We start from the raw sequence: 26,531 nt of genomic DNA on the forward strand, positions 1-26,531 counted from the left end.
CGTCGCCGTTAGTGTATGTCATCAGCCAATAACACAGCAAACCCTATTTACGCGAAGCCGCTATACAGGAGTGAGTGATGAGAACCCTCAAGGTATATGAAGAAGCCTGGCCATTGCATACGCCGTTTGTGATCTCCCGGGGCACCCGGAGCGAAGCCTGCGTGGTGGTGGTGGAAATAGAGGAAGAGGGTGTCAAAGGGGTCGGGGAATGTACTCCTTATCCGCGGTATGGTGAGAGCATTGCCTCGGTGATGGCGCAGATTATGGCGCTGGGGCCGGAACTTGAGCAGGGGCTTAGCCGGGAAGCGCTACAGACGCTGCTGCCCCCCGGGGCGGCGCGCAACGCCATTGACTGCGCCCTGTGGGATTTAGCCGCGCGCCAGCAGGGGATCCCGCTGGCTGCCCTGACCGGCGCGACGCTGCCGCAAACGGTAGTGACCGCGCAGACGGTGGTGATCGGCGAACCCGCCCAGATGGCCGCCAGTGCCAAAGCCCTGTATGCCGCCGGGGCGCGCTTGTTGAAAGTGAAGCTGGACGATCATCTCATCAGCGAACGTATGGTCGCTATTCGCAGTGCGGTTCCTGAGGCCACACTGATTGTCGATGCCAATGAATCCTGGCGTAGCGAAGGGCTGGCTGCCCGCTGTCAGCTGCTGGCGGATCTGGATGTCGCGATGCTCGAGCAGCCTTTGCCGGCGGGCGACGATGCCGCGCTGGCGAATTTTATCCACCCGCTGCCCATCTGCGCTGACGAAAGCTGTCACACGCGTGAGAGCCTGCCCGCCCTGAAAGGGCGCTACGAGATGGTGAATCTTAAGCTGGATAAAACCGGGGGGATCACCGAAGCGCTGGCGCTGGCTACCGAGGCGCGGGAGAAGGGTTTTGCGCTGATGCTCGGCTGTATGCTCTGCACCTCGCGGGCAATTAATGCGGCGTTGCCGCTGGCGAGCGAGGTGCAGTTTGCCGATCTGGATGGCCCGACATGGCTGGCGGTGGATGTCTCACCGGCGCTGCATTACACCACCGGTGTGGTTCATCTCTGAGGTTCCCAGCGCAGCAGATCGGTCATTGCTCTCAGGTACTTCTCGCTGGCCTCGTCTGACGAGATCGGCGGGAACTCGGCGGTGATGCAGTGCAGGCTTAAATCCGCGCACCAGCTGCCGAACGATCCCGGGGTCTCATAGCCGACGCTGGTCACCAGCGGCAGCGAAAAGGCCTCCGCCAGCCAGCGCCCCAGTGCGGTATGGTCAGGGTCTTCGATGCAGGCCAGCGGATCGTGAAACGACACCACCCATGCCGGATGCAGCTTGTGGATCAAATGACACAGCGCTTCCGTTTCCGGTTCTGAGCCGGGTTTATCCCCGGTCAGCAATACCACATCCCGATCCTGTGCAGCACTGTTCCAGCGATAGACCGTCTCGCCCTCTCGCCAGTTGGCCGCCGGGAAGTTACGGTTCAAATCCACGCCACGGGCATTGGCGCGCAGCCCCAGCTGACAGCCGTCCGGATTGACGGTTAACACCACATGGTGACGACGCAGCTCAGGTGCCAGGGTGCGCAGGGCGCAGGAGAGGGTCACAATGGAGGAGTTTTCATCGCCGTGGGTGCCGGCAATGATCAGGCCGCTGTTGCGATCGGCCTGCGGCGCAGGGAACCAGATCAAGGGCGCGCCGAGGAATGACCGGCCATAATGTTCGGTTCCAGGCGGGAAAGCGCCACGCTCCGTTCTTGGGCGAGTGAGGGACATAGACGTTCCTGAATCAGAGTTATACTACTGGCAGTGTTGTGCAAAACACGCGGTTAATCAAATAGTTTCAGCGCCGGGGCAAAACCGGCAGAGTTCAACTTTCCGACGGAAGTTGTTTGCATTTCCCTGTTCTGAAACAAATAATTACGCATCTGCTCGTTACCCATCATTTTAAAGGGGATCTCATGAAGCATCCGGTTTCGTTGATTTGTTCTGCCCTGTGGTTGTGTGGCCTCTCTTCTTACTCCTTTGCTGCGGATGTTCCCTCCGGGACGACCCTGGCACCAAAGCAGGAGCTGGTGCGTCATATTAAAGATGAACCTGCTTCACTGGATCCCGCCAAAGCGGTGGGGCTGCCCGAGATTCAGGTGATCCGCGATCTGTTCGAAGGCCTCGTTAACCAGAACGAAAAAGGTGAACTGGTGCCGGGCGTTGCCACCCGCTGGCAGAGTAACGATAACCGCGCCTGGACCTTCACCCTGCGCGAGAACGCCCAATGGTCGGACGGCACCCCTGTCACGGCGCAGGATTTTGTCTACAGCTGGCAGCGCCTGGTTGATCCGAAAACCACGTCGCCATTCGCCTGGTTTGCCGCGCTGGCGGGGATCAGCAACGCCCAGGCCATCATCGACGGCAAGGCTACGCCGGATAAGCTGGGCGTGACCGCAGTGGATGACAGAACCCTGCGCGTCCAGCTGGATAAACCGCTGCCGTGGTTTGCCAACCTGACGGCCAGCTTCGCCTTCTACCCGGTACAAAAAGCCAACGTCGAGAGCGGCACGGAGTGGACCCGCCCCGGTGCGCTGGTGGGCAATGGGGCATACATCCTGAAAGACCGCGTGGTCAACGAGAAGCTGGTGGTTGAGCGCAACAGTCATTACTGGGATAACGATAAAACGGTGCTGCAGAAAGTGACCTTTATCCCGATCAACCAGGAGTCATCCGCCACCAAGCGCTATCTGGCGAACGATATTGATATCACCGAATCATTCCCTAAAAACCTCTATCAGAAGCTGCTGAAGGACATTCCGGGCCAGGTCTACACTCCGCCGCAGCTGGGTACCTACTATTACGCTTTTAACACCCAAAAAGGGCCGACGGCGGATGCCCGGGTGCGTCTGGCGCTGAGCATGACCATCGACCGGCGGATCATGGCCGAGAAAGTGCTGGGTACGGGCGAAAAACCGGCATGGCACTTCACGCCGGACGTAACGGCAGGCTTCACCCCGGAGCCATCACCCTTTGAACACATGAGCCAGGAAGAGATGAACGCGCAGGCCAAAACGCTGCTGCAGGCGGCAGGCTATAACGCGCAGAAACCACTCAAGCTGACGCTGCTGTACAACACCTCGGAGAACCACCAGAAGATCGCCATCGCGGTGGCATCAATGTGGAAAAAGAACCTCGGTGTCGACGTGAAGCTGCAAAACCAGGAGTGGAAAACCTATATCGACAGCCGTAATACCGGTAATTTCGATGTGATCCGCGCCTCGTGGGTGGGAGACTATAACGAGCCGTCGACCTTCCTCTCGCTGCTGACCTCCACGCACACCGGCAATATCTCCCGCTTCAACGATCCGGCGTATGACAAGGTCATGAATCAGGCGTCGCTGGAGACTACCGTCAAGGCCCGCAATGCGGACTACAACACGGCAGAGAAAATCCTCGCGGAGAAAGCACCGATCGCGCCGATCTATCAATATACCAACGGGCGCTTGATTAAACCCTGGGTGAAAGGCTATCCGATAAACAACCCGGAAGACGTGGCGTACAGCCGCACGATGTATATCGAGAAGCATTGACAGCGTAAGGCTCTGCTAACACTCTCACTGGCGCGGTTCTCCGCGCCAGTTTTCATTTCTCCGGCTGTAAATTCATTACTGTCATTTATTTCAGTTAAAAGAATGATTGGATATTAATATAGTATTCGTCCCGCAAACAAATGCATTTCATTTTATTTGGGTGCGAATGATCAGAATTACGAATGTATTTTGGTGTTTAATATTGTTCGCTGGCGGTAATAAAAGATAACTCTTTGAGTGAAGTCTACTTTTGGACCATCTGTTAGTTGATCCATTGCAATTGTTTGTTTTAATATCGCCTTTGCAAAAAATGTAGTTTTACTTAATAACTCTTCCTTAAGGAAAAGGGACTGCTATGGCTGATACATTTCAGAATGAAGTGCCCAAGGCACGCATAAATTTAAAGTTGGCTCTGCATACGGGGGGTGCACAAAAGAAAGTTGAATTACCGCTTAAGCTCCTTTCCGTGGGTGATTTCAGTAATGGCAAAGAAAATCGGCCGTTATCGGAACGCGAAAAGGTTAACGTCAATAAAAATAATTTCGATAGTGTACTTTCAGAATTTAACCCGGAAATTAATCTCGCCGTACAAAATACGCTGGCTGGCGAGGTTTCGGAAGAAAATATCCGACTGCAATTTTCCAGCCTCAAAGATTTCGAACCTGAACAGGTTGCCCGCCAAATTCCTCAACTCCGCGCCATGCTGGCGATGCGTAATTTATTACGCGATCTGAAATCCAATCTTCTTGATAACGCCACTTTCAGAAAAGAACTCGAGAAAATCCTTAGGGATCCGGCGTTGTCTCAGGAATTACGTGACGAAATGAGTGCGCTTGCCCCGAAATAAATACGGGCATCTCTTTTAATGGATTAACCGGGAATATGCTGATGTCTGTAAATACTGAAACTGGCTCTGCGCAGGGGCAAACTACTGTACTGGAAAAAGAGGGCGTTTACGCCTCCCTGTTTGAAAAAATCAACCTTACCCCGGCGTCCAGCCTTGGGGATATTAATGCGTTTCTGGATGATGCTGCACTGGCTGATGCGCCGGCCGGCGAGCGCCTGACGGCTGCGATGCAGGTCTTTATGGACTGTATCCGTAAATCCGGCCAGCAGGTGGAAAAGCTCGACAAAACGCTGATTGATCACCATATCGCCGAGCTGGATTTTCAAATCAGCCGCCAGCTGGATGCGGTGATGCATCATCAGGAGTTCCAGAAGGTCGAGTCTCTCTGGCGCGGCCTGAAACAGCTGGTCGACAATACTGACTACCGCCAGAACGTGAAAACCGAAATTCTGGATGTATCCAAAGATGATTTGCGCCAGGACTTCGAGGACGCGCCGGAGCTGATTCAGAGCGGTCTTTACTGGCACACCTATACCGCGGAGTACGACACCCCGGGCGGTGAACCTATTGGCTCGGTGATCTCTGCCTATGAGTTCGATGCCAGCCCGCAGGACGTGGCGCTACTGCGCAACATCTCCAAAGTCTCAGCTGCGGCGCATATGCCGTTTATCGGAGCGGTCGGACCAAAATTCTTCCTGAAAGAGTCGATGGAAGAGGTGGCGGCCATTAAAGATATCGGCAACTATTTCGACCGGGCCGAGTACATCAAATGGAAATCCTTCCGCGACACCGACGACTCCCGCTATATCGGTCTGGTGATGCCGCGCGTGCTTGGACGCCTGCCGTATGGCCCGGACACTGTGCCGGTACGCAGCTTTAACTACGTTGAGCAGGTGAAGGGCCCGGATCACGAGAAATACCTCTGGACCAGCGCGTCTTTTGCCTTTGCCTCCAACATGGTGAAGAGCTTTATCAATAACGGCTGGTGCGTGCAGATCCGCGGTCCGCAGGCCGGTGGCGCAGTGAAAGATCTGCCGATCCATCTGTACGATCTGGGTACAGGCAACCAGGTGAAGATCCCGTCTGAGGTGATGATCCCGGAAACCCGCGAGTTCGAATTCGCCAATCTCGGTTTCATTCCGCTGTCGTACTACAAAAACCGCGACTACGCCTGCTTCTTCTCCGCTAACTCAACCCAGAAACCGGCGCTATACGACACCGCTGATGCGACAGCTAACAGCCGCATTAACGCGCGCCTGCCTTATATCTTCCTGCTGTCCCGTATCGCGCACTATCTGAAGCTGATTCAGCGCGAAAACATCGGTACGACCAAGGACCGTCGCCTGCTGGAGCTGGAACTGAATACCTGGGTACGGGGTCTGGTGACCGAAATGACCGACCCGGGCGATGAACTACAGGCCTCCCATCCGCTGCGCGACGCGAAGGTGGTGGTGGAAGATATCGAGGATAACCCGGGCTTCTTCCGTGTCCGACTGTACGCGGTGCCGCACTTCCAGGTCGAAGGGATGGATGTGAATCTGTCCCTGGTTTCCCAGATGCCGAAAGCGAAAGCGTAAGGCGGGCGCAGGGATGAAAATTTATCGTCCGCTGTGGAACGAGGGGGCATTGTTGTCCCCTCAGCAGTTCCAGCAACAGTCAGAATGGGAATCCTTCCGAAGCACAGGCGTTGCGGCGCTCGCCTCACCGTTTGCGTGGGGCGTAGAGCGGGCAGAGTTTGATGAAAGGCTGCTGGGATCGGGCCTTCTTCAGATTACCCGACTGCGACTCTGGCTGCCTGATGGCACGCTGGTAGATACAGGCACCAGCGATCTGCCGCCGGAACCACGCGAACTGGAGTTATCACAACGTTCAGACGTGGTTACGGTGATGCTTGCCCTGCCGCTTATGCAGTCCGGGCTGAATAACGTGCAGCAGGAATCCGTCATGGCGGATCGGCCGCTTCGCTACCGTGAGGAGTGGGTCAGTATTCAGGATGCGTTTGGGAGTGAGGAGGAATCTGTCGCTGTCGCGCGCTTTAACCTGGCGATCCGTTTTGAACATGAGGATAACGCGTCGTGGCAGTGCTGCCCGGTTGCGCGTTTGATCCGTGACGGACAGGAATGGCGTCAGGATCCGTCATTTATTCCGCCGATGGCATTATTTTCGGCAAGCCCGGCGATGCGGGAACGACTGGTTTTACTGAACCGCCAGCTTCGCTCCCGTCGACAGCGCCTGATGTCCATGCGCCGCGAAAGCAACGAGCGTCTGGCCGATTTCGCGGTGGCAGACGTCTCTCTTTTCTGGCTGCTCAATGCGCTGAACTCCCATGCGCGGGTATTAACGGAGTTTGAACGTTTCCCGGACCGACATCCAGAGCAGGTGTGGGCGGAGCTCGCGCGTCTGGCCGGCAGTATGCTGACGTTTTCTCTCGACAGCGATCTGGATGTTATTCCCGGTTATGACCATGCCGAACCAGAAAAAACATTTCCGCCACTTTTTGAACTGATTACCGTCTTACTGGAAGCAAGCCTGCCTTCCCGCGTGATCGCCCTGGAGATGTCTCGCCCGGACGATCAGACATGGAAAGCCTCTCTGCATGATATCCGTCTGCGCGAAGAAGCCGACCTCTACCTTTCCGTCAGGTCTGATGTTCCCGCCTGGCAGGTAGCAGACAAGTTCCCAGCCTTATGTAAAGCAGGTTCACCGGATGATGTGAATTCGATTTCCACCGTCGCATTGCAGGGGATCCCGCTAATTGCTGTTAACCGCGTTCCGGCAGCGCTGCCGGTGCGGATGGAAAACCAGTACTTCGCGCTGGATATGGACTGTGCTGCAGCTCGCGACATGGTGGATCAGGGAGTCTGCATGTTTTACGTGCCTGCGCTGCTGGGACGGCTTGAACTCGAACTGTTTGCGGTACTGCGATCATGACAAAAGACATTGATATTGATGAATTAATGGCGGAAACCTGGCTCATCGTCACCTTGCTAAAGCAAGGTGCGACAACGACCGATGGCGATGTGCTGTATGCCACCTGCTGTAAACACGTAGAGCGCGTGCGCGAGGCGCTTGGTCGTGCCGGATATGATGAAGCCAGTATTGATCATATCTCTTATGCGCAGTGCGCGCTGCTTGACGAAGTGGTGATGAGCGGAACGCCGCGAGAAGGCGCCCAAGCTGACGCGGGTCGGGCAGCGTGGCGAAAGGTGCCGTTGCAGGCGAGCTATTTCGGGTCGTTACACGCAGGCGAAGCGCTCTGGGATCGTATTGCCGAGGTCTTACGCCAGCCTGCGCCGAATATGGCCGTTCTGACTTGCTACCACCGGGTGATCGCGCTGGGTTTCCGCGGGTTATACAGCATGAGTTCTGTCAGCCAGTCTCAGCGCGAAGAGGTGATTAAAGCCCTTGCCGAGCGAGTCCCCCCTCTGGATGCGGACATCTCTCTGGTTGTGCACCGGACCGGAAAGCATCGCAATAGCCTGCTGCGTTCCGTCTGGTTCTGGATCGTGGCGGCGGTTGTGGTTACTGGCATTGCCTGGTGGGGAGGGCACCTCTGGCTTCAGGCACTGTTGTCAGAGCAGTTACTGGAGCTACCCCACTAATGCGTAAATCAGCCCTGGTCTCTCTGATATTTCACGTTCTGGCGGTTGTCGCGGCGCTTGTATGGCTACTGTGGGGATTCATTCCGGCTGGCACACTGTTTAAAGGGATGATGACGGCAGGTATTGCCGCACTGACTGTCTGGTGGGTCCGGAGAAAAAACCGTTCCAGCCAGATAAAGGCAGAGGGAGAAACGTCCGTCGGCGAACTGCAGCTTTTTGATGCCGGGGGGCCTGTTGTTCTCGTCTGCGGGGATGAACTGGACGCCTTATTCGTGGGGCAAACCCTGCGCAAAACCGCACAGGGTTGGTGGCTGCGGGTGAACGACGTCAACAGGCTGAGCGAGATGGTTCGAGATATTCACGAACAGCAGCCGCGCCAGACCGGACAGCTGGCGGTGATGTATGTCTGCCAGCCCGAAAGACATCAGGATGAAGCGGTGCTGCGCGCCTCCCTGAAAACGTTGCGCCAGCAGATGAAGCAACTGAGCCAGATTGCCGGATTCTCTTTGCCGTTGATGCTGAGCGGCGAGTTTTCCGGCCCCTCCACCCCTTGGCTGGTTGTGCGTGGCGATAAAACGGTGGTTTATCCGACTGATGCAACGCCACAGGCGCTGGATGACTGGCAACAGGACGAACATCTGGCGCTGATGCCCGTCCTGCGGGAGGCCTTTTCTTTTATGCGTACTGTTCTGGTGGATGAGCTGGCAAAAGAGGACCGGTTATTCCCGGCGGTTCATCCATTTGCGGTGGCGTTCAGAAGCGCTTTAGCACATGCCGACACGGCTTCGCTTTGGTCGCAGCACCTGTATCGGCTGACGCATCTGATTTTACCGCAGGCAGCCAGCGCGACAGAGGTATCAGGGCGTTTTCCGGATGCGGTATTACCGATGCTCGCGCCTTACTGCGCGCCCGTACAGGGGGGGCAGCGCTCCCGACGTCTCGTCATATGGATTCTGGCATGTGTTCTGACCGCGCTGGCTTTTTCTGCCCGGAATAACGCTGTGCTTATCCGTCACGTAGGGATGGATTTGCAGCGCTGGTATGCCATCCCTGAGAACCATTATGAGCCAAAAGCGCAGTCGCTGGAGACGCTGAAACAGGATGCCCTGCTGCTGGAGCGCTGGCAGCGTCAGGGGGAGCCGCTCAGGTATGCACTGGGTTATTACCCGGGACAGCGCCTGTGGCTGGCGTTACAGAAAGCGATTGATTCCTATGTTCCCCCTCCGGCTCCAGCGACTAAAACGCAACCGAAAATCATCAGCCTGGACAGCATGTCGCTATTCGATACCGGCAAATGGGCGCTGAAACCGGGGTCGGTAAAACTGCTGGTCAACTCGCTGGTCGGTATCAGGGCGAAGCCCGGCTGGCTGATAGTAGTAACGGGCCATACCGACAGCACGGGGGATGACAAATCCAACCAGGTGCTCTCCCTTAAACGCGCCGAATCGGTGCGCGACTGGATGCGTGACACCGGTGACGTGCCGGAAAGCTGTTTTGCGGTGCAGGGCTATGGCGAAGGCCGTCCTGTCGCCACTAACGACACGGCAGAAGGCCGCGCGCTGAACCGCCGTGTCGAAATCAGTCTGGTGCCGCAGGCGAATGCCTGCCGGCTGCCGGGCAACACCCCCGCGTCATCGCAGGATGATGGCGCGTCAAAAAATGAAATGGAGTAATTAACATGGCAATTCCTGTTTATCTGTGGCTGAAGGACGACGGCGGCGCGGACATTAAAGGTTCCGTGGACGTGAAGGACCGTGAAGGCAGCATCGAGGTGGTGGCGCAGGAGCATAAGCTGTACATACCGACCGACAACAACACTGGCAAGCTGACCGGCACGCGTATTCACACGCCGTTCCTGTTCACTAAAGAGATCGACTCCTCCAGCCCGTATCTGTACAAGGCTGTGACCACTGGGCAGACCCTGAAATCTGCGGAATTCAAGTGGTACCGAATCAACGACGCGGGTCAGGAAGTGGAGTACTTCAATACGAAGCTTGAGAACGTGAAGCTGGTGAAAGTGAATCCGAAGATGCACGACATCAAGGATCCTGCTTTCGAGAAGCACAACCACCTTGAGCAGATTGAACTGCGCTACGAAAAAATCACCTGGACCTACAAAGACGGCAACATCATTCATTCCGATTCCTGGAACGAACGTACCACCGCGTAATCCTGATGCGGGCAGGTTTTTCCTGTCCGCAGTTTTTTGCTGAGCACCTGAAATGCGGGTGTTCAGCAAAGAGAAAACACAATCTGCCTGCCTGACCCAGTGCGCTTTGGGTTCCTTTATGGAAAAGCGATGGGCGGTAGCGTGTCCGGAACTAATAAGAGAATATCTCATGGAAAATCCAGCCATCCTGTTACGTCGACTTAATCCTTATTGTGCCCGTGCGATGGAGAGGGCGGCTTTCCTTTGCCAGACTCGCGCGCATGCGGAAATTATGCCCGAGCACTGGCTACTGAAACTGCTGGAGCAGGGTGAGGGCGATCTGACGGTGTTGGCCCGTCGCTATGAGTGGGATATGGATGCCATATGGCAGGACTTACTGGCGTTTATGGACGCATTACCCCGCTCTGTACGCAACCGCCCACAACTCTCGGATAATATTCAGACACTGATGCAGGATGCGTGGCTGACAGCCTCGCTGGCAGGCGAAGAACAGATCCGCAGTATTCACCTGCTAATGGCGCTGGCAGATAAACCAAAACTGGCGCGTTGCGACGGCCTGTGGCCACTACTGACGCTGGCGCAGAGCCAGCTTGAGCGCCTGCGCGGGCTTCTCGACGCCCAGTCGGACGAGCGTCCGGAGATACAGCAGGAGGCGGAACTGGCGCATGGCGGTGAGGTGGAGTTTGTGGGCCGGCCAGTGGGTGTTGAGATAAAGGAAGGGGAGCTGAGTCCTGCACTTCAGAACGCGCTGGACAAGTTCACCCTCGACGTCACCGCCCGCGCCCGGGACGGCAAAATCGACCCTGTTTTTGGCCGTGACACCGAAATTCGCCAGATGGTGGATATTCTTTCCCGTCGCCGTAAGAACAACCCGATTCTGGTCGGCGAACCCGGTGTCGGCAAAACCGCGCTCGTGGAAGGTCTGGCGCTCAGAATCGCCGAAGGAAATGTACCGGACGCGCTAAAGCCAGTATCTGTGCGCACCCTGGATCTTGGCCTATTGCAGGCGGGCGCAGGAGTAAAAGGTGAGTTTGAACAGCGCCTGAAAAACATCATTGAAGCGGTGCAGCACTCACCGCTGCCGGTGTTGCTGTTTATCGACGAGGCGCACACTATCATCGGGGCAGGCAACCAGGCGGGTGGCGCAGATGCGGCCAACCTGCTGAAACCGGCACTTGCCCGCGGTGAACTGCGGACCATCGCCGCCACCACCTGGAGCGAATACAAGCAGTACTTCGAGCGTGACGCCGCGCTGGAGCGCCGGTTCCAGATGGTGAAGGTCGACGAGCCGGACGACGAAACCGCCTGCCTGATGCTGCGTGGCCTCAAGTCACGCTACGCTGAGCACCATGGTGTACACATCACCGACGAGGCCGTTAAGGCCGCCGTCACGCTTTCAAGGCGCTACCTTACCGGACGGCAACTGCCGGATAAAGCGGTGGACCTGCTGGATACCGCCTCTGCCCGCATCCGCATGAGCCTTGATACCGTGCCTGAGCAACTGACCCGCATGAAGGCGCAGCTAACGGCGCTGGATATGGAGAAGCAGGCGCTGCTAAAAGATATTGCGCTGGGTAGCAATACCCACGGTGAGCGTCTGGCGAGCATCGAACAGGAAGAGATCCATATTATCCTGGAGCGCGATACACGGGAAACCCAGTATGGGCAGGAACTGAAGCTCACTGAAGAACTGCTGGCCTGCCGCGCGGACATATCCCGTCAGGCAGACATTGTTAATTTGCAAAACCAGCTAAGCACCGTTCAGCAAAATAACCCTTTACTGGGTTTGGATGTGGATGCGCGCACTGTCGCCACCGTTATCTCCGACTGGACTGGGGTGCCACTCTCTTCCTTGATGAAGGATGAGCAGACAGAGCTGTTGAGCCTCGAACAACACCTGGCGAAACGCGTGGTGGGTCAGGACGGGGCGCTTAATGCCATTGCGCAGCGACTCAGGGCCAGCAAAACCGGGCTTGCGCCAGAGAACGGCCCGCAGGGCGTGTTCCTGCTGACCGGCCCGAGTGGCACCGGTAAGACCGAAACCGCACTCGCACTGGCCGATGAACTGTTTGGTGGCGAAAAATCGCTGATTACCATCAACCTTTCCGAGTATCAGGAACCGCACACTGTTTCTCAGCTAAAGGGTTCGCCGCCGGGCTACGTCGGCTACGGCCAGGGCGGCATTCTCACCGAAGCGGTGCGCAAGCGCCCGTATAGCGTGGTGCTGCTCGACGAAGTGGAGAAGGCGCATCGCGACGTGATGAATCTGTTCTACCAGGTCTTTGACCGGGGCTTTATGCGCGACGGCGAAGGGCGTGAGATTGATTTTCGCAATACCGTTATTCTCATGACTTCCAACCTCGGTAGCGACCACATCATGCAGATGCTGGACGAACAGCCGGAGGCGACGGAGCCGGACCTGCAGGAACTGCTTCGTCCGCTGCTGCGCGACCACTTCCAGCCAGCCTTACTCGCTCGTTTCCAGACGGTAATTTATCGTCCATTGGCACAGGAGGCCATGCGCACGATTGTCGGAATGAAGCTGAAACAGGTGAGCCAGCGCCTGGCGCGTCACTACGGTATGCAAACCACTATCGATGAATCCCTGTACGTCCAGCTCACGGATGCCTGCCTGCTGCCGGATACCGGGGCGCGAAACGTCGACAGCCTGCTGAACCAGCAGATACTACCGGTGCTGAGCCAGCAGTTGTTAAGTCATATGGCGGCGGGGTTGAAACCGCAGCATCTGCAGCTGGGCTGGGATCAGAGCGAGGGGATTGTGATGTCATTTGACGAAGGTGCGGACGTATGAGCGATTCTTTGTTAACTGATACGCTGAACCAGGTGCAGAAACTCCTGGGCCAGTCCCGCTACCGGCTGGACGTTCATGACTGTAGTGAGTTTTTTGATGTGCTGAAATTCAGCTCGGTGGAGTCGCTGAGCAAGCCCTGGCGATATGATATCTCCGTGACCTGTGCCACGCCGGATATCGCCAGTACCGCCGTACTGTTAAAACCAGCGTCCTTTACGTTCCAGAACCCGGTATATGACGGGACGCCGGCTATCCCTGTGCGTACCGTCTATGGAGTGGTGGCGTCATTTGAACGTGTTTCAACCTCAAAAGAGGACACGGTCTACACTCTGGCGCTGGTGCCGCGTATTGCCCTGTTAGCGAAAACGAAGGGCTGCGATATTTTTCTTAATCAGTCCGTGACGGAAGTCGTGGAAAAGGTGCTGCGCAGGCACGGCCTGGAAGGCGCTGACTTTGAGTTCCGTCTATCCCGCGAGTATCCGGCGCGGGAGCTGATTACCCGGTGGCGTGAAACCGACCTTGAGTTTATTGAGCGCCTGCTGGCTGAGGTAGGGATTTTCTGGCGGTTCGAGATGGACAACCGCCTTGAGCAGGATGTCATCATTTTTCAGGACTCCCAAGAGCATTACCAGTTTGGTGTGAACCTCCCGCTACGAAATCCTGCCGGAATGAGTGACAACGGCAGGGAAAGTGTCTGGGATATTCACACCGCTTACCACGTTGTTAGCGGCAGTGTTTCGACCCGGGATTACAATTACCGGGAAGCACTGACGCCGCAGGATAGCACGGTAAGTCTTGGCGGGCTGGAAGACATCACAACCGGTGAAACCTACCACTACGCAGAGCCGTTTCTAACAGCCGGTGATACGGAAAGTCCTGAGTCCGGCGCGTTCTTTGCCCATCTGCGCCACGAGCGCATCCTGAATGAGCAGTACACCGTCAGCGGGCGCACCTCTAGCGCGCATCTGACGCCGGGACAGGTGCTGGAAACCGATGCCGGCCTGCCGGATGTGGTGAAGGACGGCATAGTTATCGCCACGGTAAAAGCCAGTGGCTCGCGCCAGGACAGCTTTCAGATGGCGTTCAGGGGTATCCCCTATAGTGAAACCGTCTGTTTTCGCCCTGAATCTCTTAATCGCCCGGTGATTTCCGGTGCTCTGCCTGCGCGCGTGGAGAGCATGCAGAAAGGGGATACCTATGCCTGGCTTGACCCGCAGGGTCGTTATCGGGTGAAGCTGGACTTTGACCGCAACCACAGCGAACAGGGATACGCTTATCTGTGGCTGCGGCTGGCGAAACCGTATGCCGGTGACACTTACGGCTGGCATGCGCCGCTGATTGACGGCACGGAAGTGTCGGTGATGTTTGAAAGCGGAGACCCTGACCGACCGTATATTGCGTATGCGCAGCATGACTCTGAACACCCTGACCACGTCACCAGTGATAACCACACGCGTAATATCCTGCGCACCCCGGCGAATAACAAACTGCGGCTGGAAGACAAACGCGGTGAGGAGCATATCAAGCTCGCCACGGAATACGGGAAGAGCCAGCTCAATATGGGGCATCTGGTTAACGAGCATCGCGAACGTCGCGGTACCGGTTTTGAACTGCGTACGGATGAGTATGGTGCCGTTCGTGCAGCCAGGGGTCTTTTACTGACCGCGCATGTACAGCCAAAAGCCCAAGGGCAGGTGCTGGAAATGACTCCGGCGGTGAATCAGATTACTCAAGCCAACAACCAGATGCAGGCGCTGAATGGTGCCGCCGAAGCGGCCGGGGCGCTGGTCTCCGATATTAGTACCCAAGTGAACCTGGTCAGGGACAGGCTGAAAGATTTGCAATCCTCTGTGCTGCTGGCAAGTGCCCCGCATGGCGTAGCGCTGACTTCTGGCGAGCACCTTCAGCTGACCAGTACGAAGAACACCATGATTAACGCCGGTGAGCATCTCGATATTGGGGCAATGCAGAATCTGTCCGTGACGGTTGAAAAGGCGCTGGGGCTGTTTGTGCATAAAAAAGGGGCGAAGCTGGTTGCGAATCAGGGGGATGTTGAGATTCAGGCACAGCACAACACAATGGCGTTGTTCTCTGAAAAGCAAATGACCGTGACGAGCAGCGAAGACGAAATCATTATTTCCACGCCGAAAATCTTAACGCTAAACGGCGGCGGGTCATATCTGAAGCTGAGCAAGAACGGGATAGAGCATGGCTCTGAAGGGATGATGATAATGAAAGTAGCTGATTACCTGGTGCCTGGAACCGGAGCGTCAATGAAAAATGTCACGCAAGTGTTCGAGAGAACCAGCCTCAGACAGGTCCCTGTTTCCCCGGTGGAAAAACAGCAAGGTGAAAATTCACAACCACCACTGCAGCGGCGCGGAAAATTTTCCCGATAAGGAGTATCTATGAAAATTTGCTATCCCATCAGGAACACCAATGGCCAGGAGTTTCGCTCGCTGGATGAAGTCATGCGTCTTGTCGACGATGAAGCTCACGGAACATGGCTACTGGGTGCAAATAGACTGTGGCATGGCGGGATCCATATCAGTGATGTCTCTAATCCCTTTTCGGCCCTGAACCCGGATGCACTCAATACCGGAGAGCTTGTACCACTCCAGTTTATGGCTGACGGTACTGTGGTTGCGTACCGATTAAATAATGAGTATCTCACTGCCCCATACTGTGGGCAACAGCTACGTTACAGCAGCAGCTTTGTGCTGGTTAAATCGCTGTGTAAACCGGATCCGCAAAAAGAAAAAAGCTGGCTGGAATTTTACAGTCTGTACATGCATCTTGCCCCGGTTGCCGATTATCCGGCTTCTCCCTGTTATAAAGTCAGGGACGGGCACAGCGGCATATTGTTACGTCAGTATAAAAACGGGCAGAACGGTTTGCCGGAGGGGGAGCCGGACAACGGTGAGGCCGAAAAATATCCAGCGCCAGTCAAAACGAAGAAGATCCTGAAGGCAGATGACCGTTTTTTCTCTTCCCGGACGGGGCGTTTTTATGTCACGAAGAAGGGAAAAACAACCCTGACAACTTTTGGGCTGGTCCGTTTACTGAAAAATAATATTCCGGGAAAAGAGCAGTACTGGGTAACGCTGGATCCTGAACTGATGGAACCGGACGGAGAAATACAGGGGCTGATGCCTGAATGGATGCAGAAGGCGAAGCAAAAAGGTGTTTTTGATTCTGTAGAACTGACAGGGGAAACGGAAGAATGGAAGGTCAGCGCCGGAGCGCCTGTCGGATTTATGGGGTGTACGGAATCCCCGGGAGAGGGAAGTCGGCTTGTGGACAGGGAATGGTTTGTTCATCTGGAAGTGCTGAGTACAGACAGCAGGATGCCCGGTTTTTTGGCCAATCCGGAATGCGTGAAGGGCGATAAAAAGTCAGTTCTGGCATCAAAAGGAAAGCTCCTGTTTACCCGGCAGGATGCAACAGGCCAACCGGTATTTACCCCGATATCAGCCAGACTGAGCGCGCAGTGCCTGCTCACACGGGGAGCAACAACACCCGTTGCGGATGAATCACAGAAATGGTGGTACAAAATTACCGGGAGTGGCTGGTTACCGCAAAGTGATGTTGAAGAAGTGAATCAGTATGATTTACTGAAGCTCGGGTTTCAGGCGCTGGAGGAAGACTGCGGCGGTGATGTGATGGACAGCCCGTATGAAAGCTGGGTGCCTCAGTCCTTTGAGGCAATAAGCCGTTCAGCAGAACAGGGCGCGGGATATCAGTACGGTCTGGTGCCGCCGTTTTATCGTGATCTGATGGCGGAGATGGACAGCAACTGTGACGGGAAAATTACTGCAGAAGAAATCAGACAGGCGCTGGCAGTGCGCGATCCGCTGGTGAAGAATGTGGTGAATCGTCTGGCGGTAAAACATCACAGCGAATGGAGTAAGGGGCGTTCAACCGGACGCTGGGAAGGCTTTTATAAAGATCTGGATACGTTGGAAGTGGAGTACTGTGAAAAATGGCAGGCGGATCTGGAGTGGATGAGCAGGGTGCCACCGTTTGATAAAGATGAGGCGGTATGGCATTTTCATCCGATGGTGTTTTTGGATGCGATCAAGGATGTATCAGAGTATGAGATCACTGTAATATTAATTGAAAAATTGCTTGGGCATACAGGGCCTTGGTTTACAGGCAAGCGTGGTGGGAAATTTTTTGCTGAAAACTTTAGAAAAAATTATTCTAATGTTTTTGAATTTGATAAACAAAATTTTGTCAACCTGCTTAATAATGAGCTTATGTTTTACGGAATAACAGGGCCTTATCATAAAGCTCATTTTCTTTCTCAATGTTTACATGAGTCAGCACATCTTGACACTACACTAGAATTTGGTTCGGGGGAGAACTATGATCCAGGTAGACATAAAGATGCTATTAAAAATGGAAACACTGCAGTCGGCGACGGTCCAAAATATAAAGGTCGGGGCTTGATTCAACTTACATGGAAAAATAATTACAAGCGTTTTAGTACGTTCTCAGGTGTCAATTGTTTAGCAGATTCAGATTTGATCGCTTCTGACATGAGTAATGCAATTAAAGCTTCATGTTGGTACTGGCGCAATAATGGTACTATTCATACGAAATATAGCGCAAAAGGGGATATTAATGTATTGATTGATAACGAGAGGGATAATGTCCAATTAATAACCCTTGCAGTTAATGGGGGGGGGAATGGTTTGTCGGAGCGAGAGGGTTATTTTTCTGCCATTAAGAAAGAATGGGGGTTGACGTAATGAAGTCTAAGTTTAATTATGTTTCAATAATGTTATTTATTACGGTGCTTAGTGGTGATAGCCTTGCTGGAACATGTGATATCCATACTTGCAATGGCTATGATATACCAGAGTCAGCGAAAAACTTCATTATCAATGGATATTCTGAAATAAAAGTTGCACATTTGCAAAAAGAAACTTTTTTGTTTTTAAATAGTGTGGGGGATATAAATAACTGCTTTGTATTGTTCAAAATCGAAGATGAAAAGATTGATAAAGAACCTGTAATAGGTCAGAATGGGAATTTTTGCAATGTTACTCAAGTGGGTGATGCTATAATAAGTACTTGGCGAGAGCAGGGAGTATGGAATAGTAATGTATATCGGATCAATTCATTAGGTAAATTTGAGTTACTTTATAATGATTCGTGTATAGATTGCCAGCAAGTGAAAAGAACATATTTCAATAATGGGGATGTAACAAGAAAAATCCTTTTATCCAAAGGCGATGGATACTTGTCGAGGAAGGAGCTTGAAGGATATATAGTCATCCCAAAGGCTTCGTTATATCAGAAACCTGATGTAAGACAAAAAACAAAGGCATACCTTATTAAAGGCGATTCTTTTTTTCTGATTGATATGTCTAATGATGGTTTTTTTTATGAAATAGATTATAAATCTTCATCTGGAAATTGGGCGCAATATTGGATTAAATCTGACGATTTTGAGATTAAAAAATAAAATAATACATTATCCCTGTCCTGATGTTTATTACAGGTTAGTGCAACAGGGGAAGATAACGTAAAGATTATTCTTTGTACAACTCAATGACTGCGTATGGAACGATTCGTAATGGTGGAACCAGAGAAAATGCTGCACGTGATCTATATACTAAACCTTATGGGAAAGTGGTAGCAATTTGTGATGATAAGGTTTTTGGTGAAAATTCCTTATACAATGGAATGAGTGAGATAGTTATTATTCATATGACAACAGACCGGCGTAAATTTATTGTCAGATAAGGAGGGTTTGATCCACGGAGCATTTAAGTAAATGTTGGGTTAGTAAAACAAGGGCAACATATAGGTAATACAGGCAAACTAATAAATCCGATGGCTAGTCAACCAACATACTTATCCAGACGTCCACACGTGCCAAATAACAATGGTGTTGTTATTGTTATTTCTGATGTGACATTTGGACGAAGCATAGACCTTGGGCAACAATCGAGAATATATAAATAGTCCTTTTTTAGAATTGGAAAAAGATGCCAAGCCATTATCTGACTCATTGAAATAGTGGCTTTTAGACAGCATGATGAAACAAAGTCCCTCAGTTTTACATCTTGCAATGAAATAAACTATAAAGTACCTAAATATGAAAAAACACTCACCCGAAAGCAACAGTACTTTCTTTTTAAAACAGTATGCGAGCATCAATATAAGGCTAAAAAACGAGTTCTTGCCAATGGGGTAGATATTGACAATGTATGAATCACAGTCGATCTCGATTCTTTTGAACAAAAATTACACATCATTCACAGTTCCATCAGTAGCAGCTAGGGTTGAAATGAAAAATATACAAACAGATTTTAAACAAGGTAATTTCGCTGATATTCCTGTGCGGATTAGGTCAATGAAGAGACTTTTGGTAGGGAAAGAATTGGACGGGTTAATTAAGCGGAGATAAGGTGAGTCGAAACTATTTGAAGAAGGATTGGCGCAATGAAAGTTTTTGTTTTACTTATCTTAACTAGCTTTTCTGCCTTCTCATTTGAGAATTGCAAAAGTGAAAATATTAAAATTTTAGAGCGATGCGCTTTTGATAACTATAAAAAGGAATATGCGTATTTGAATTATTTGTATAACACCATAATTACGACATATCCTGAACTAAAAGAAGATATGAAAAACACGCAAAGATTCTGGGTTAATTCTAGAGATAGTATGTGCACATATACGTCAGTAGATGGTGAGGAATTACCAATTTATAAAAACTCTTGTCTGTACGAACAGACATATGAACGCAATCGAGAATTAAAAGCTATCTTATCAAAACAGGAAGTTGCAATTTCACATTAAAGTAGCACCTCAAACTCCTTTTGGGATGAGTATGTGAAACAGCATTGTACCTTTATGAAGGGCAAATTTTCTGATAATGATTGTATGAAAAGAAATGAATTCCTTCATTATCATGAGTGAGATTAGTTGTCACAATGGATATAAGCCATATATCTGGCGCCCTATGTTGCTTATAAACAACAGGGAAGTTAGTCAGACAGAAATGTGGCAGGCATCCAGCGTTACTACACCAGCGCGGAAGATTTGCAGGCGGGGCGCGCAGCCGGAAAACTGGCTAAAGACACGCCCGTCACACTGAGTGACACCATAGTGACCCGCAGTCGCGATCAGCGTCAGTTTACTGAAGTGGCCATTACCAGTGACACGAAAAATGCTGCAGGAGAAACGCTTACAGCAGGGACGAAAATCTGGACAGTGTCTGACCGGGGCTCACTGAAAGCGGCGGCGTCAGCGCCCGTTCCCTCCTGGTGGGCAAAATGCGCGCCGGCTTACACCACTCAGTCAGAAGGAATGGTGAACTGCACCTCGCGTACAGACTGGTCATACTATCTGAGCCGTGAAGACGTACTGCAATATAAAAATGCAGGCAGACTGACGGCAGATTTCCCGCTTTCTTACGAGCCCGGTAATACCGCACAGCAGGTCATTCGCCCCGGTAAGAACGCCGGCGATGCAGCAAGAACATTCAATTTGGTCACTCTGGGCCGGGATAAAGATAAGCTGAAAAAGGGCGACCGGGTGTGGGTGGTGTCAGATGGTGAGAGCCTGACGGCTGCCCCAACGGCATCAGGTAGTGAGCCTGTTTTCAATGATGTGCATGTCCCCTCCACGCCTGTGCCCGTCAGTGCCGGAGACAGTCTCGGGCATATGGGCTTTTACCAGCTACCGGAAGAAAATGGCAAACGCTCGCGCTACCAGGTGCACATCGAGTGCCTGAGCATGGATGATATGGAGACGTTTATCACCAATCCCGTAAAGGCGGGAGAGGATGCCCCAGCATACCTGACCTGGCAGAAGGATGCGCCATTATCTGACAAGAGCGATACCGGAATAACAGCCGGCAGCCGTAAAACAAAGGCCCCGGGTATTCTGACGCTTGCAAATGTGCCCGGTGCTGATGCAGCAGGAAATACGCTGACCGGTAATCAGGACGCGGCGTATTATCAGATACGCCCTGAGGGTGGATGGTTGTCCGCAGCCAGTGTGAAGAAAGTGTCGCAGTATGCGTTAGGCGAGCTCGGGTTTGTCACGCTGGACAAGGCATCTGCAAGTTTTGAACTGATTGATGGCATTCAACAACCGAACAACGTGGTGAAGGGCATTCTGGAGCAGCTGTATAAAGCGGCGCAGGATGAAACGCGTACGACTCACGCACTGAACAAATATAACTACCAGCGGTTGCTGGAGTTGATTGACAGCAACCATGACGGTTGTTACTCGGAGCAGGAGTACCTTCAGGCGGTGCATAATGTCTCCTACCGCGACCGCTTATACCGTGTGATTGCGAAGCACGGGAGTGAATGGTACTACGTCAAAGATGACCCACCGTGGAAGAAGTATCTGCGTAAGATTCCGGGGATGAATATGACAGTACAAAAGGGCATTTAGTTAGCGTTCGAGTCATAGCATATGCATCTGGCGGTAATTTAAATACCGTCTCTAACGAACAAAGAGTGATTGTATTTCCGCTTGAGGATAAATCGAACGCTAATATTAGCGAGATGTGAAGTGATTATTACCAGGATGCCATCTTCAAATAATGGCTTTTTCATTATCTCATTTTGAAGTTTTAAAAAGCTTACGAAGAATAAGTGTGGATACCAATTTTTTTTGCGACATAGTCGATTGATGTGTTGTTATTTTTTTTTTAACAATTAATTACTGAGGTTGTAAATGCAGCAAATAATTCGAAAAGGCGACAAAACTACTCACGGTGGTTCAGTAATGACCGCTTCCGAAACGATGAAATTCGGCGGTATCGGTGTTGCCCGCAAAGGCGATAAGGTTTCCTGCCCAATTCCGGGACATGGTCCAACAACTATCATCGAAGGCAACCCAAATTATCTTGATAACGGGATCCCGGTTGCCTTTCATGGGCATAGATGTGGGTGTGGCTGCACATTGATAAGTTCTTTTACTCCTGCAAAGGTTGCCTGATTATGCCCGTCTGGCTGGATGCCATTCCTGAAAAGGCTGAAAAAGTTGTACGGCCAAATACCCGCCGCTGGTTACTATTCCTGGCGTTCATAATGCTGGCTGGTATTACCCTGACGCTCTGGGGATGGACCTCTGAGCGTACGGGGTTTGTATTCTGGTTTACTGCACTGGGTCTGCCATTCTGCTCATGGGGGCTTATTTTTGGGCTTCGCCGGTTCGCCTATAAGGCGGAACAGACTGGAGCGGAATCCCGCAATGTAGAGCGTGAGCTTTTGATTGAGAGTGAAATTCAGCGGGGTCAGCGCTGTGCGTGGATACTGGGTACCTGCGTTCAGCATATTGCCGGAAATAAAACGAGTGTACTGATTAAAGCTGTAGCGAACTCTACCCCAGCGGTACAGATTTCAACCCCTCGGGGGAGTGTTTCTGCTGTCAGGTATGCAGCTTTGAACGCCTTCCAGACTGATCCAGATGCAGAAATCATCTCTTCTACGTCAACACTTGTCGCCCGGATACAGAAGATAACGGAAAGGCTCCCAAAAGATATTCCCTGCTGTCTCATGCTGGACTGTGACGATGATATTCGCCCCAGGGTTGCTGAACACTTTAGAAATGAACTCTCAGCCCAAACTGGACGCTTTTTCAGGCTTCTGGCTGGCAAAGACCTGGCGGCATTTGATGTCTGGCTCGACCAGTGTTGGGAGCAACCGGGCATTTTTGTGGCAGTGACGTTTTCGTTGCCAGCGCAACCAGATGAAGGAGATGCCGATGCCATCACGATGCTGGTACTCAGCAACCGAAAGGCTGTCGCCTGGCCTGAGGCTGTGTGTCTCCATCGTCCTGAAAAGGGGCAGGAAGCCGGGCTTGAAAAAACCCTAAATCGGGCGCTGTTATGGGCTGCAACAAGCGCTGAGACATTGAAGGCAGGCTGGCATACAGGCCCAGCGATAGCCAGCGGAAGTGGCTGGAATATGGCCTGTGAGAATAATGGGGTGGCATTCAGTTTGTCGAAAGATAACCGCAGTATTGATATTGCGCTGGGATATGCCAGGCGTGCTGCGCCATGGCTTGCCATTATTCTTGCTTCTGCTGCCTGTAACGACAATGGCCCGCAGGTTATCGCGGCGCAGCCTGCCTCAGATGAAGATGATGTCTGGGTCACCATAATCACTAAAGAAGTTCGCAAGGGATCATCAGGGAATGTCTAAGGTCAAAGTCAAAACACTCATCGGCTCTGTTGTTACTGTCATTTTTTTCCTGACAGTCATCGTTGCATTTTTGTTTTATGCCTTTCCGGAAAATGTGGCGTCGTCCACTGGGTTGGGTCCATATGACGGACAACGGATCCTCTCATTTTGTGCGGTGCTGGTGGCGGCATTGTTACTCCTGGGCTGGCTGGTCGAAAGGGCATTCGATTTTGCGGGTAAATCAGGTCTGTACCTCCAATGGAATCAGAATAAAAAGCAGATTATCACCCCTGTAGCGCAGGTTATTGCAGGGGCAGAGGATGACAGTGAGCCTGTTTTCCAGCATGAACCGGTAGCAGAGCATCTTCGCCTGCGGTACGGCCGTCGCTGGCAGCGTCAGGTCAGGATACTGCTCGTTATGGGAAATAAAGATGAGATTCATAAGGTGGCTCCAGGGCTCTCCTGCGATCTCTGGCAGGAAGGTGACGGCAATGTGCTTATCTATGGTGGCGATGCGCAGTCACAGCCGGATGAACTTTTCCTGACTCAGGTAAAATACCTGCGTTCGCGTAAACCCGTTGACGGCATCATCCAGGTAATAAACACCTCAGCGTTACCAACCGACGCTGAGCGTGACGCCTTCTTACGTTGTCGCCAGAAGGCCGATCATCTCCTGGGCTGGCAGGCTCCCGTCTGGTTATGGCTGACCGACAAAGAAACGGCTACCGATGATAAGAGTGAACCGGTAGCCACCGGCGCGCTGTTCGGTCCCGGCGCCACCCCGCAGAATGCATTCGCTACACTGGATACGTTGATACCGCATTTACGTCAGGCCGGGATGTCTCAGGTGCTCAATAATCCGCAGCACAACTGGTTGCTGCAACTTTCCTCCCACCTACAGGGCGAGCTGAAAGCTGGTCTGAACGTGCTGTTGAATGGGCTGATGCAGGGAACGGCGGCATACCGTTTGCGGGGAATGATGTTCAGTCCTGAACTGGCGGTTGCCGGTTCGGTGCCTAATACCCGGATCGATACGTCTGGCTGGAAAACCGTTATTGATGACTGTACCGCCGTGCGCGCCAGAAAATTGACCTTCGACTGGCTTAAGGGGCTGCATTTGCTGCTGCTTACCTTGATTATCCTCTGGGGGACCGGAACGTTCGTGTCTCTCGCCGTCAACCGGGCGCAGATTTACCAGGCGCAGAGTACCGCCCGTCTTGCCGCCGATACAAAACAACCGTTGACTGAACGTCTGCGTAACCAACTCGTGCTCCAGCAGGCCATTGCCCGGCTGCAGAACCGAGAGACGACCGGTGCACCCTGGTACACCCGCTTTGGACTTAATCAGGACCGCGACACGCTGGCGGCGTTCTGGCCGTTATATGCCCGCAACAATGCCCTGTTAATGCGTGATGCCACCGCAGCACACCTTAAGCAGCAACTGAACATCTATGTGCAACTCCCACCAGCCAGTGACGCCCGCGCGCAGGGAACACAACGGGCTTACGATGTGCTGAAAAGCTATCTAATGCTGGCCCGGCCAGACAAAGTAGATGCCGGATGGCTGGCGAAAAGTGTGCTGAAGGCGTGGCCGAAGCGTCAGGGTGTACCGGAAGGTGCCTGGCATCAACTTGCCCCAAAACTGCTGGGCTTTTATGCCCAGAACCTTCCGGAGCATCCTGAATGGAAAATTAAGCCCGATGCTGAACTTGTCACGACCGTGCGACAGATCCTGCTCAAACAGATTGGCCAACGCAATGCTGAGTCCGGGCTGTATCAGGACATGCTGAAGCGTGTGGCCAGTAACTGGCCGGATTTAACGCTGGCGGATATGACCGGCGACACAGATGCTTCGACGGTTTTCAGCACGGACGAAGTAGTGCCTGGGATGTTTACCCGCCAGGCCTGGGAAGAACAGGTACAGGATGCGATTAACGACGTGGTCAAAACCCGCCGGGATGAGATCGACTGGGTACTGACGGATAAAACACGTCAGCCAGGGAGCGATATCGCACCTGAAGCCCTGAAAGCCCGGCTGACCGAACGATACTTTACCGATTTTGGCAATGCCTGGCTGAATATGGTCAACAGTATTCAGTGGCAGGATGCAACCTCGCTGTCAGAAGCCATAGCTCAACTCAATTTGATCGGCGATGTTCGCCAGTCGCCGCTGGTGGCGCTAATGAACACCCTTAACTACCAGGGCAGCACGGGAGAGAAGGGCGAAGCGCTGGCGGATTCGATAGTGGATTCGGCGAAAAAACTGGTTGGCCGAAAAAAATATGCCCGACAGTTCATCGAACAGGCGCGGGGGCCGAAAGGACCGCTGGATGACGTGTTTGGCCCGCTGACGGGATTTATGGAGGGAAAAGAAGGCACCGGACGTAACGGTAACCTGAGCTTCCAGTCGTGGCTTGCCCGCGTGACGCAGGTGCGACTCAAACTTCAGCAGGTCACCAGCGCGCCGGATCCTCAGGCGATGTCTCAGATGCTGGCCCAGACGGTCTTCCAGGGCAAGGCTGTCGATCTGACCGACACGCGTGATTACAGCAGCCTGGTGGCGGCGAGCCTGGGGCAGGAGTGGAATGGATTCGGTCAGTCGCTGTTTGTGCAGCCGCTGGATCTGGCCTGGCGGCAGGTACTGGCTCCGGCGGCGGGAAGTCTTAATACCCGGTGGCAAACGACCATTGTCGATCAATGGAACAAAGCCTTTGCCAGTCGCTATCCGTTTAAAGCCACCGGCAGTGATGCTTCACTGCCTCTGCTGGCGCAGTTCCTGCGCAGCGATTCTGGACGCATTGCTACGTTTCTGAAAACCAGCCTTGGCGGCATTCTTCACCAGGAAGGGAACCGCTGGGTGGTTGATCCTTCAGCAAGTCAGGGGATGGAAGTGAACCCTGACTTCCTGCGGGCAATCAACCAGTTAGCTGAACTGTCGGACATCGTTTTTGCCCAAGGTGATGCGAATATTCACTTCGAACTGATGGCGCGTCCTTCCCGTGATGTGGCCCGCATGCAGCTCACAGTAGACGAGCAAAATCTGGACTTTTTTAATCAGATGGAAAGCTGGCAGAGCTTTACCTGGCCGGGAAACACGTACTACCCGGGGGTGAACCTCCGCTGGCGCAGCGTTAACAGCGGGATGCAGCTCTATGACAGTAACCAGGGGAACTGGGGATTCATTCGGCTACTGGATAAAGCCCAGATCACGCCACTTGACGCAAGCCGAACGCAGCTGGTGTGGATAGCGGCGGACGGTAATCCCCTGAAGTTTGTGATGCGCAGCGAGCTGGGCGACGGTCCGCTCGCCCTATTGAAGCTTCAGGGATTTACGCTGCCTGACGCCATATTCACGGTCGCGGCCAGCGCTCAAGACGCCGAATAATGATGAGAT

At 52.9% G+C, this 26,531-nt stretch carries 18 protein-coding genes; 17 read left to right on the forward strand and 1 reads right to left on the reverse strand.

The window, feature by feature from the left end:
- The first annotated feature begins 77 nt into the window (after nucleotides 1-77).
- Nucleotides 78-1,043, forward strand: a complete 966-nt coding sequence (gene ycjG / locus WFO70_RS04210; protein WP_337014789.1) for an L-Ala-D/L-Glu epimerase — start codon at nucleotides 78-80, stop codon at nucleotides 1,041-1,043.
- Here ycjG and mpaA read toward each other — a convergent pair.
- A complete protein-coding gene (gene mpaA, locus WFO70_RS04215) occupies nucleotides 1,034-1,747 on the reverse strand; it encodes a murein tripeptide amidase MpaA (RefSeq protein ID WP_337014790.1) in 714 nt (237 codons plus the stop codon). The genes ycjG and mpaA overlap by 10 nt on opposite strands.
- Before the next feature lie 185 nt (nucleotides 1,748-1,932).
- Between mpaA and WFO70_RS04220 the strand changes: the two genes are divergently transcribed.
- The 16 genes from WFO70_RS04220 to WFO70_RS04295 all read left to right on the forward strand — a co-directional run bounded on the left by WFO70_RS04220 (nucleotide 1,933) and on the right by WFO70_RS04295 (nucleotide 26,522).
- Entirely contained in the window at nucleotides 1,933-3,549 is a 1,617-nt protein-coding gene (locus tag WFO70_RS04220) for a peptide ABC transporter substrate-binding protein (RefSeq protein ID WP_337014791.1), read from the forward strand.
- A gap of 355 nt (nucleotides 3,550-3,904) precedes the next feature.
- Entirely contained in the window at nucleotides 3,905-4,396 is a 492-nt protein-coding gene (gene tssB, locus WFO70_RS04225; RefSeq protein WP_337014792.1) for a type VI secretion system contractile sheath small subunit, read from the forward strand.
- A 41-nt stretch (nucleotides 4,397-4,437) separates the two neighbouring features.
- Nucleotides 4,438-5,973, forward strand: coding sequence for a type VI secretion system contractile sheath large subunit (gene tssC, locus WFO70_RS04230; protein WP_337014793.1), 1,536 nt, complete (start codon nucleotides 4,438-4,440; stop codon nucleotides 5,971-5,973).
- A gap of 13 nt (nucleotides 5,974-5,986) precedes the next feature.
- Complete coding sequence (gene tssK, locus WFO70_RS04235; RefSeq protein WP_337014794.1) at nucleotides 5,987-7,327, forward strand: type VI secretion system baseplate subunit TssK; 1,341 nt, start codon at nucleotides 5,987-5,989, stop codon at nucleotides 7,325-7,327.
- On the forward strand, nucleotides 7,324-7,998 hold the full coding sequence (gene tssL / locus WFO70_RS04240; RefSeq protein WP_337014795.1) for a type VI secretion system protein TssL, short form: 675 nt from the start codon (nucleotides 7,324-7,326) through the stop codon (nucleotides 7,996-7,998). The genes tssK and tssL overlap by 4 nt, the downstream gene beginning before the upstream one ends.
- Nucleotides 7,998-9,671, forward strand: coding sequence for an OmpA family protein (locus WFO70_RS04245; protein ID WP_337014796.1), 1,674 nt, complete (start codon nucleotides 7,998-8,000; stop codon nucleotides 9,669-9,671). Before tssL ends, WFO70_RS04245 begins: the two co-directional genes overlap by 1 nt.
- Nucleotides 9,672-9,676: 5 nt before the next feature.
- Nucleotides 9,677-10,168 carry a type VI secretion system effector Hcp gene (gene hcp / locus WFO70_RS04250; protein ID WP_337014797.1) on the forward strand — a complete coding sequence of 164 codons (492 nt, stop codon included), beginning with the start codon at nucleotides 9,677-9,679 and terminating at the stop codon, nucleotides 10,166-10,168.
- 169 nt (nucleotides 10,169-10,337) lie between these two features.
- Complete coding sequence (gene tssH, locus WFO70_RS04255) at nucleotides 10,338-12,980, forward strand: type VI secretion system ATPase TssH (RefSeq protein ID WP_337014798.1); 2,643 nt, start codon at nucleotides 10,338-10,340, stop codon at nucleotides 12,978-12,980.
- The gene (locus WFO70_RS04260) at nucleotides 12,977-15,379 is read left to right on the forward strand and encodes a type VI secretion system Vgr family protein (RefSeq protein WP_337014799.1); all 2,403 of its coding nucleotides are present in this window, start codon (nucleotides 12,977-12,979) and stop codon (nucleotides 15,377-15,379) included. Before tssH ends, WFO70_RS04260 begins: the two co-directional genes overlap by 4 nt.
- Before the next feature lie 9 nt (nucleotides 15,380-15,388).
- The gene (locus tag WFO70_RS04265; RefSeq protein ID WP_337014800.1) at nucleotides 15,389-17,734 is read left to right on the forward strand and encodes a glycoside hydrolase family 19 protein; all 2,346 of its coding nucleotides are present in this window, start codon (nucleotides 15,389-15,391) and stop codon (nucleotides 17,732-17,734) included.
- Nucleotides 17,734-18,453, forward strand: a complete 720-nt coding sequence (locus WFO70_RS04270) for a hypothetical protein (protein ID WP_337014801.1) — start codon at nucleotides 17,734-17,736, stop codon at nucleotides 18,451-18,453. The genes WFO70_RS04265 and WFO70_RS04270 overlap by 1 nt, the downstream gene beginning before the upstream one ends.
- 983 nt (nucleotides 18,454-19,436) lie before the next feature.
- Entirely contained in the window at nucleotides 19,437-19,793 is a 357-nt protein-coding gene (locus WFO70_RS04275; RefSeq protein ID WP_337014802.1) for a lysozyme inhibitor LprI family protein, read from the forward strand.
- A 204-nt stretch (nucleotides 19,794-19,997) separates the two neighbouring features.
- A complete protein-coding gene (locus WFO70_RS04280; RefSeq protein WP_337014803.1) occupies nucleotides 19,998-21,401 on the forward strand; it encodes a hypothetical protein in 1,404 nt (467 codons plus the stop codon).
- A 285-nt stretch (nucleotides 21,402-21,686) separates the two neighbouring features.
- The gene (locus WFO70_RS04285; protein ID WP_337014804.1) at nucleotides 21,687-21,950 is read left to right on the forward strand and encodes a PAAR domain-containing protein; all 264 of its coding nucleotides are present in this window, start codon (nucleotides 21,687-21,689) and stop codon (nucleotides 21,948-21,950) included.
- 2 nt (nucleotides 21,951-21,952) lie between these two features.
- Entirely contained in the window at nucleotides 21,953-23,158 is a 1,206-nt protein-coding gene (locus WFO70_RS04290; RefSeq protein WP_337014805.1) for a hypothetical protein, read from the forward strand.
- Nucleotides 23,151-26,522, forward strand: a complete 3,372-nt coding sequence (locus WFO70_RS04295) for an ImcF-related family protein (protein WP_337014806.1) — start codon at nucleotides 23,151-23,153, stop codon at nucleotides 26,520-26,522. Before WFO70_RS04290 ends, WFO70_RS04295 begins: the two co-directional genes overlap by 8 nt.
- The last annotated feature ends 9 nt before the right edge of the window (nucleotides 26,523-26,531 follow it).

The sequence above is a fragment of the Leclercia sp. AS011 genome (genome assembly GCF_037152535.1).
In the GTDB taxonomy this organism is placed as follows: domain Bacteria; phylum Pseudomonadota; class Gammaproteobacteria; order Enterobacterales; family Enterobacteriaceae; genus Enterobacter.

What these genes read in the sequence shown, in the direction of transcription:
- ycjG (WP_337014789.1), top strand. Translation starts at nt 78, where the DNA reads ATGAGAACCCTCAAGGTATATGAAGAAGCCTGGCCATTGCATACGCCG.
- mpaA (WP_337014790.1), bottom strand. Translation starts at nt 1,747, where the DNA reads ATGTCCCTCACTCGCCCAAGAACGGAGCGTGGCGCTTTCCCGCCTGGA.
- WFO70_RS04220 (WP_337014791.1), top strand. Translation starts at nt 1,933, where the DNA reads ATGAAGCATCCGGTTTCGTTGATTTGTTCTGCCCTGTGGTTGTGTGGC.
- tssB (WP_337014792.1), top strand. Translation starts at nt 3,905, where the DNA reads ATGGCTGATACATTTCAGAATGAAGTGCCCAAGGCACGCATAAATTTA.
- tssC (WP_337014793.1), top strand. Translation starts at nt 4,438, where the DNA reads ATGTCTGTAAATACTGAAACTGGCTCTGCGCAGGGGCAAACTACTGTA.
- tssK (WP_337014794.1), top strand. Translation starts at nt 5,987, where the DNA reads ATGAAAATTTATCGTCCGCTGTGGAACGAGGGGGCATTGTTGTCCCCT.
- tssL (WP_337014795.1), top strand. Translation starts at nt 7,324, where the DNA reads ATGACAAAAGACATTGATATTGATGAATTAATGGCGGAAACCTGGCTC.
- WFO70_RS04245 (WP_337014796.1), top strand. Translation starts at nt 7,998, where the DNA reads ATGCGTAAATCAGCCCTGGTCTCTCTGATATTTCACGTTCTGGCGGTT.
- hcp (WP_337014797.1), top strand. Translation starts at nt 9,677, where the DNA reads ATGGCAATTCCTGTTTATCTGTGGCTGAAGGACGACGGCGGCGCGGAC.
- tssH (WP_337014798.1), top strand. Translation starts at nt 10,338, where the DNA reads ATGGAAAATCCAGCCATCCTGTTACGTCGACTTAATCCTTATTGTGCC.
- WFO70_RS04260 (WP_337014799.1), top strand. Translation starts at nt 12,977, where the DNA reads ATGAGCGATTCTTTGTTAACTGATACGCTGAACCAGGTGCAGAAACTC.
- WFO70_RS04265 (WP_337014800.1), top strand. Translation starts at nt 15,389, where the DNA reads ATGAAAATTTGCTATCCCATCAGGAACACCAATGGCCAGGAGTTTCGC.
- WFO70_RS04270 (WP_337014801.1), top strand. Translation starts at nt 17,734, where the DNA reads ATGAAGTCTAAGTTTAATTATGTTTCAATAATGTTATTTATTACGGTG.
- WFO70_RS04275 (WP_337014802.1), top strand. Translation starts at nt 19,437, where the DNA reads ATGAAAGTTTTTGTTTTACTTATCTTAACTAGCTTTTCTGCCTTCTCA.
- WFO70_RS04285 (WP_337014804.1), top strand. Translation starts at nt 21,687, where the DNA reads ATGCAGCAAATAATTCGAAAAGGCGACAAAACTACTCACGGTGGTTCA.
- WFO70_RS04290 (WP_337014805.1), top strand. Translation starts at nt 21,953, where the DNA reads ATGCCCGTCTGGCTGGATGCCATTCCTGAAAAGGCTGAAAAAGTTGTA.
- WFO70_RS04295 (WP_337014806.1), top strand. Translation starts at nt 23,151, where the DNA reads ATGTCTAAGGTCAAAGTCAAAACACTCATCGGCTCTGTTGTTACTGTC.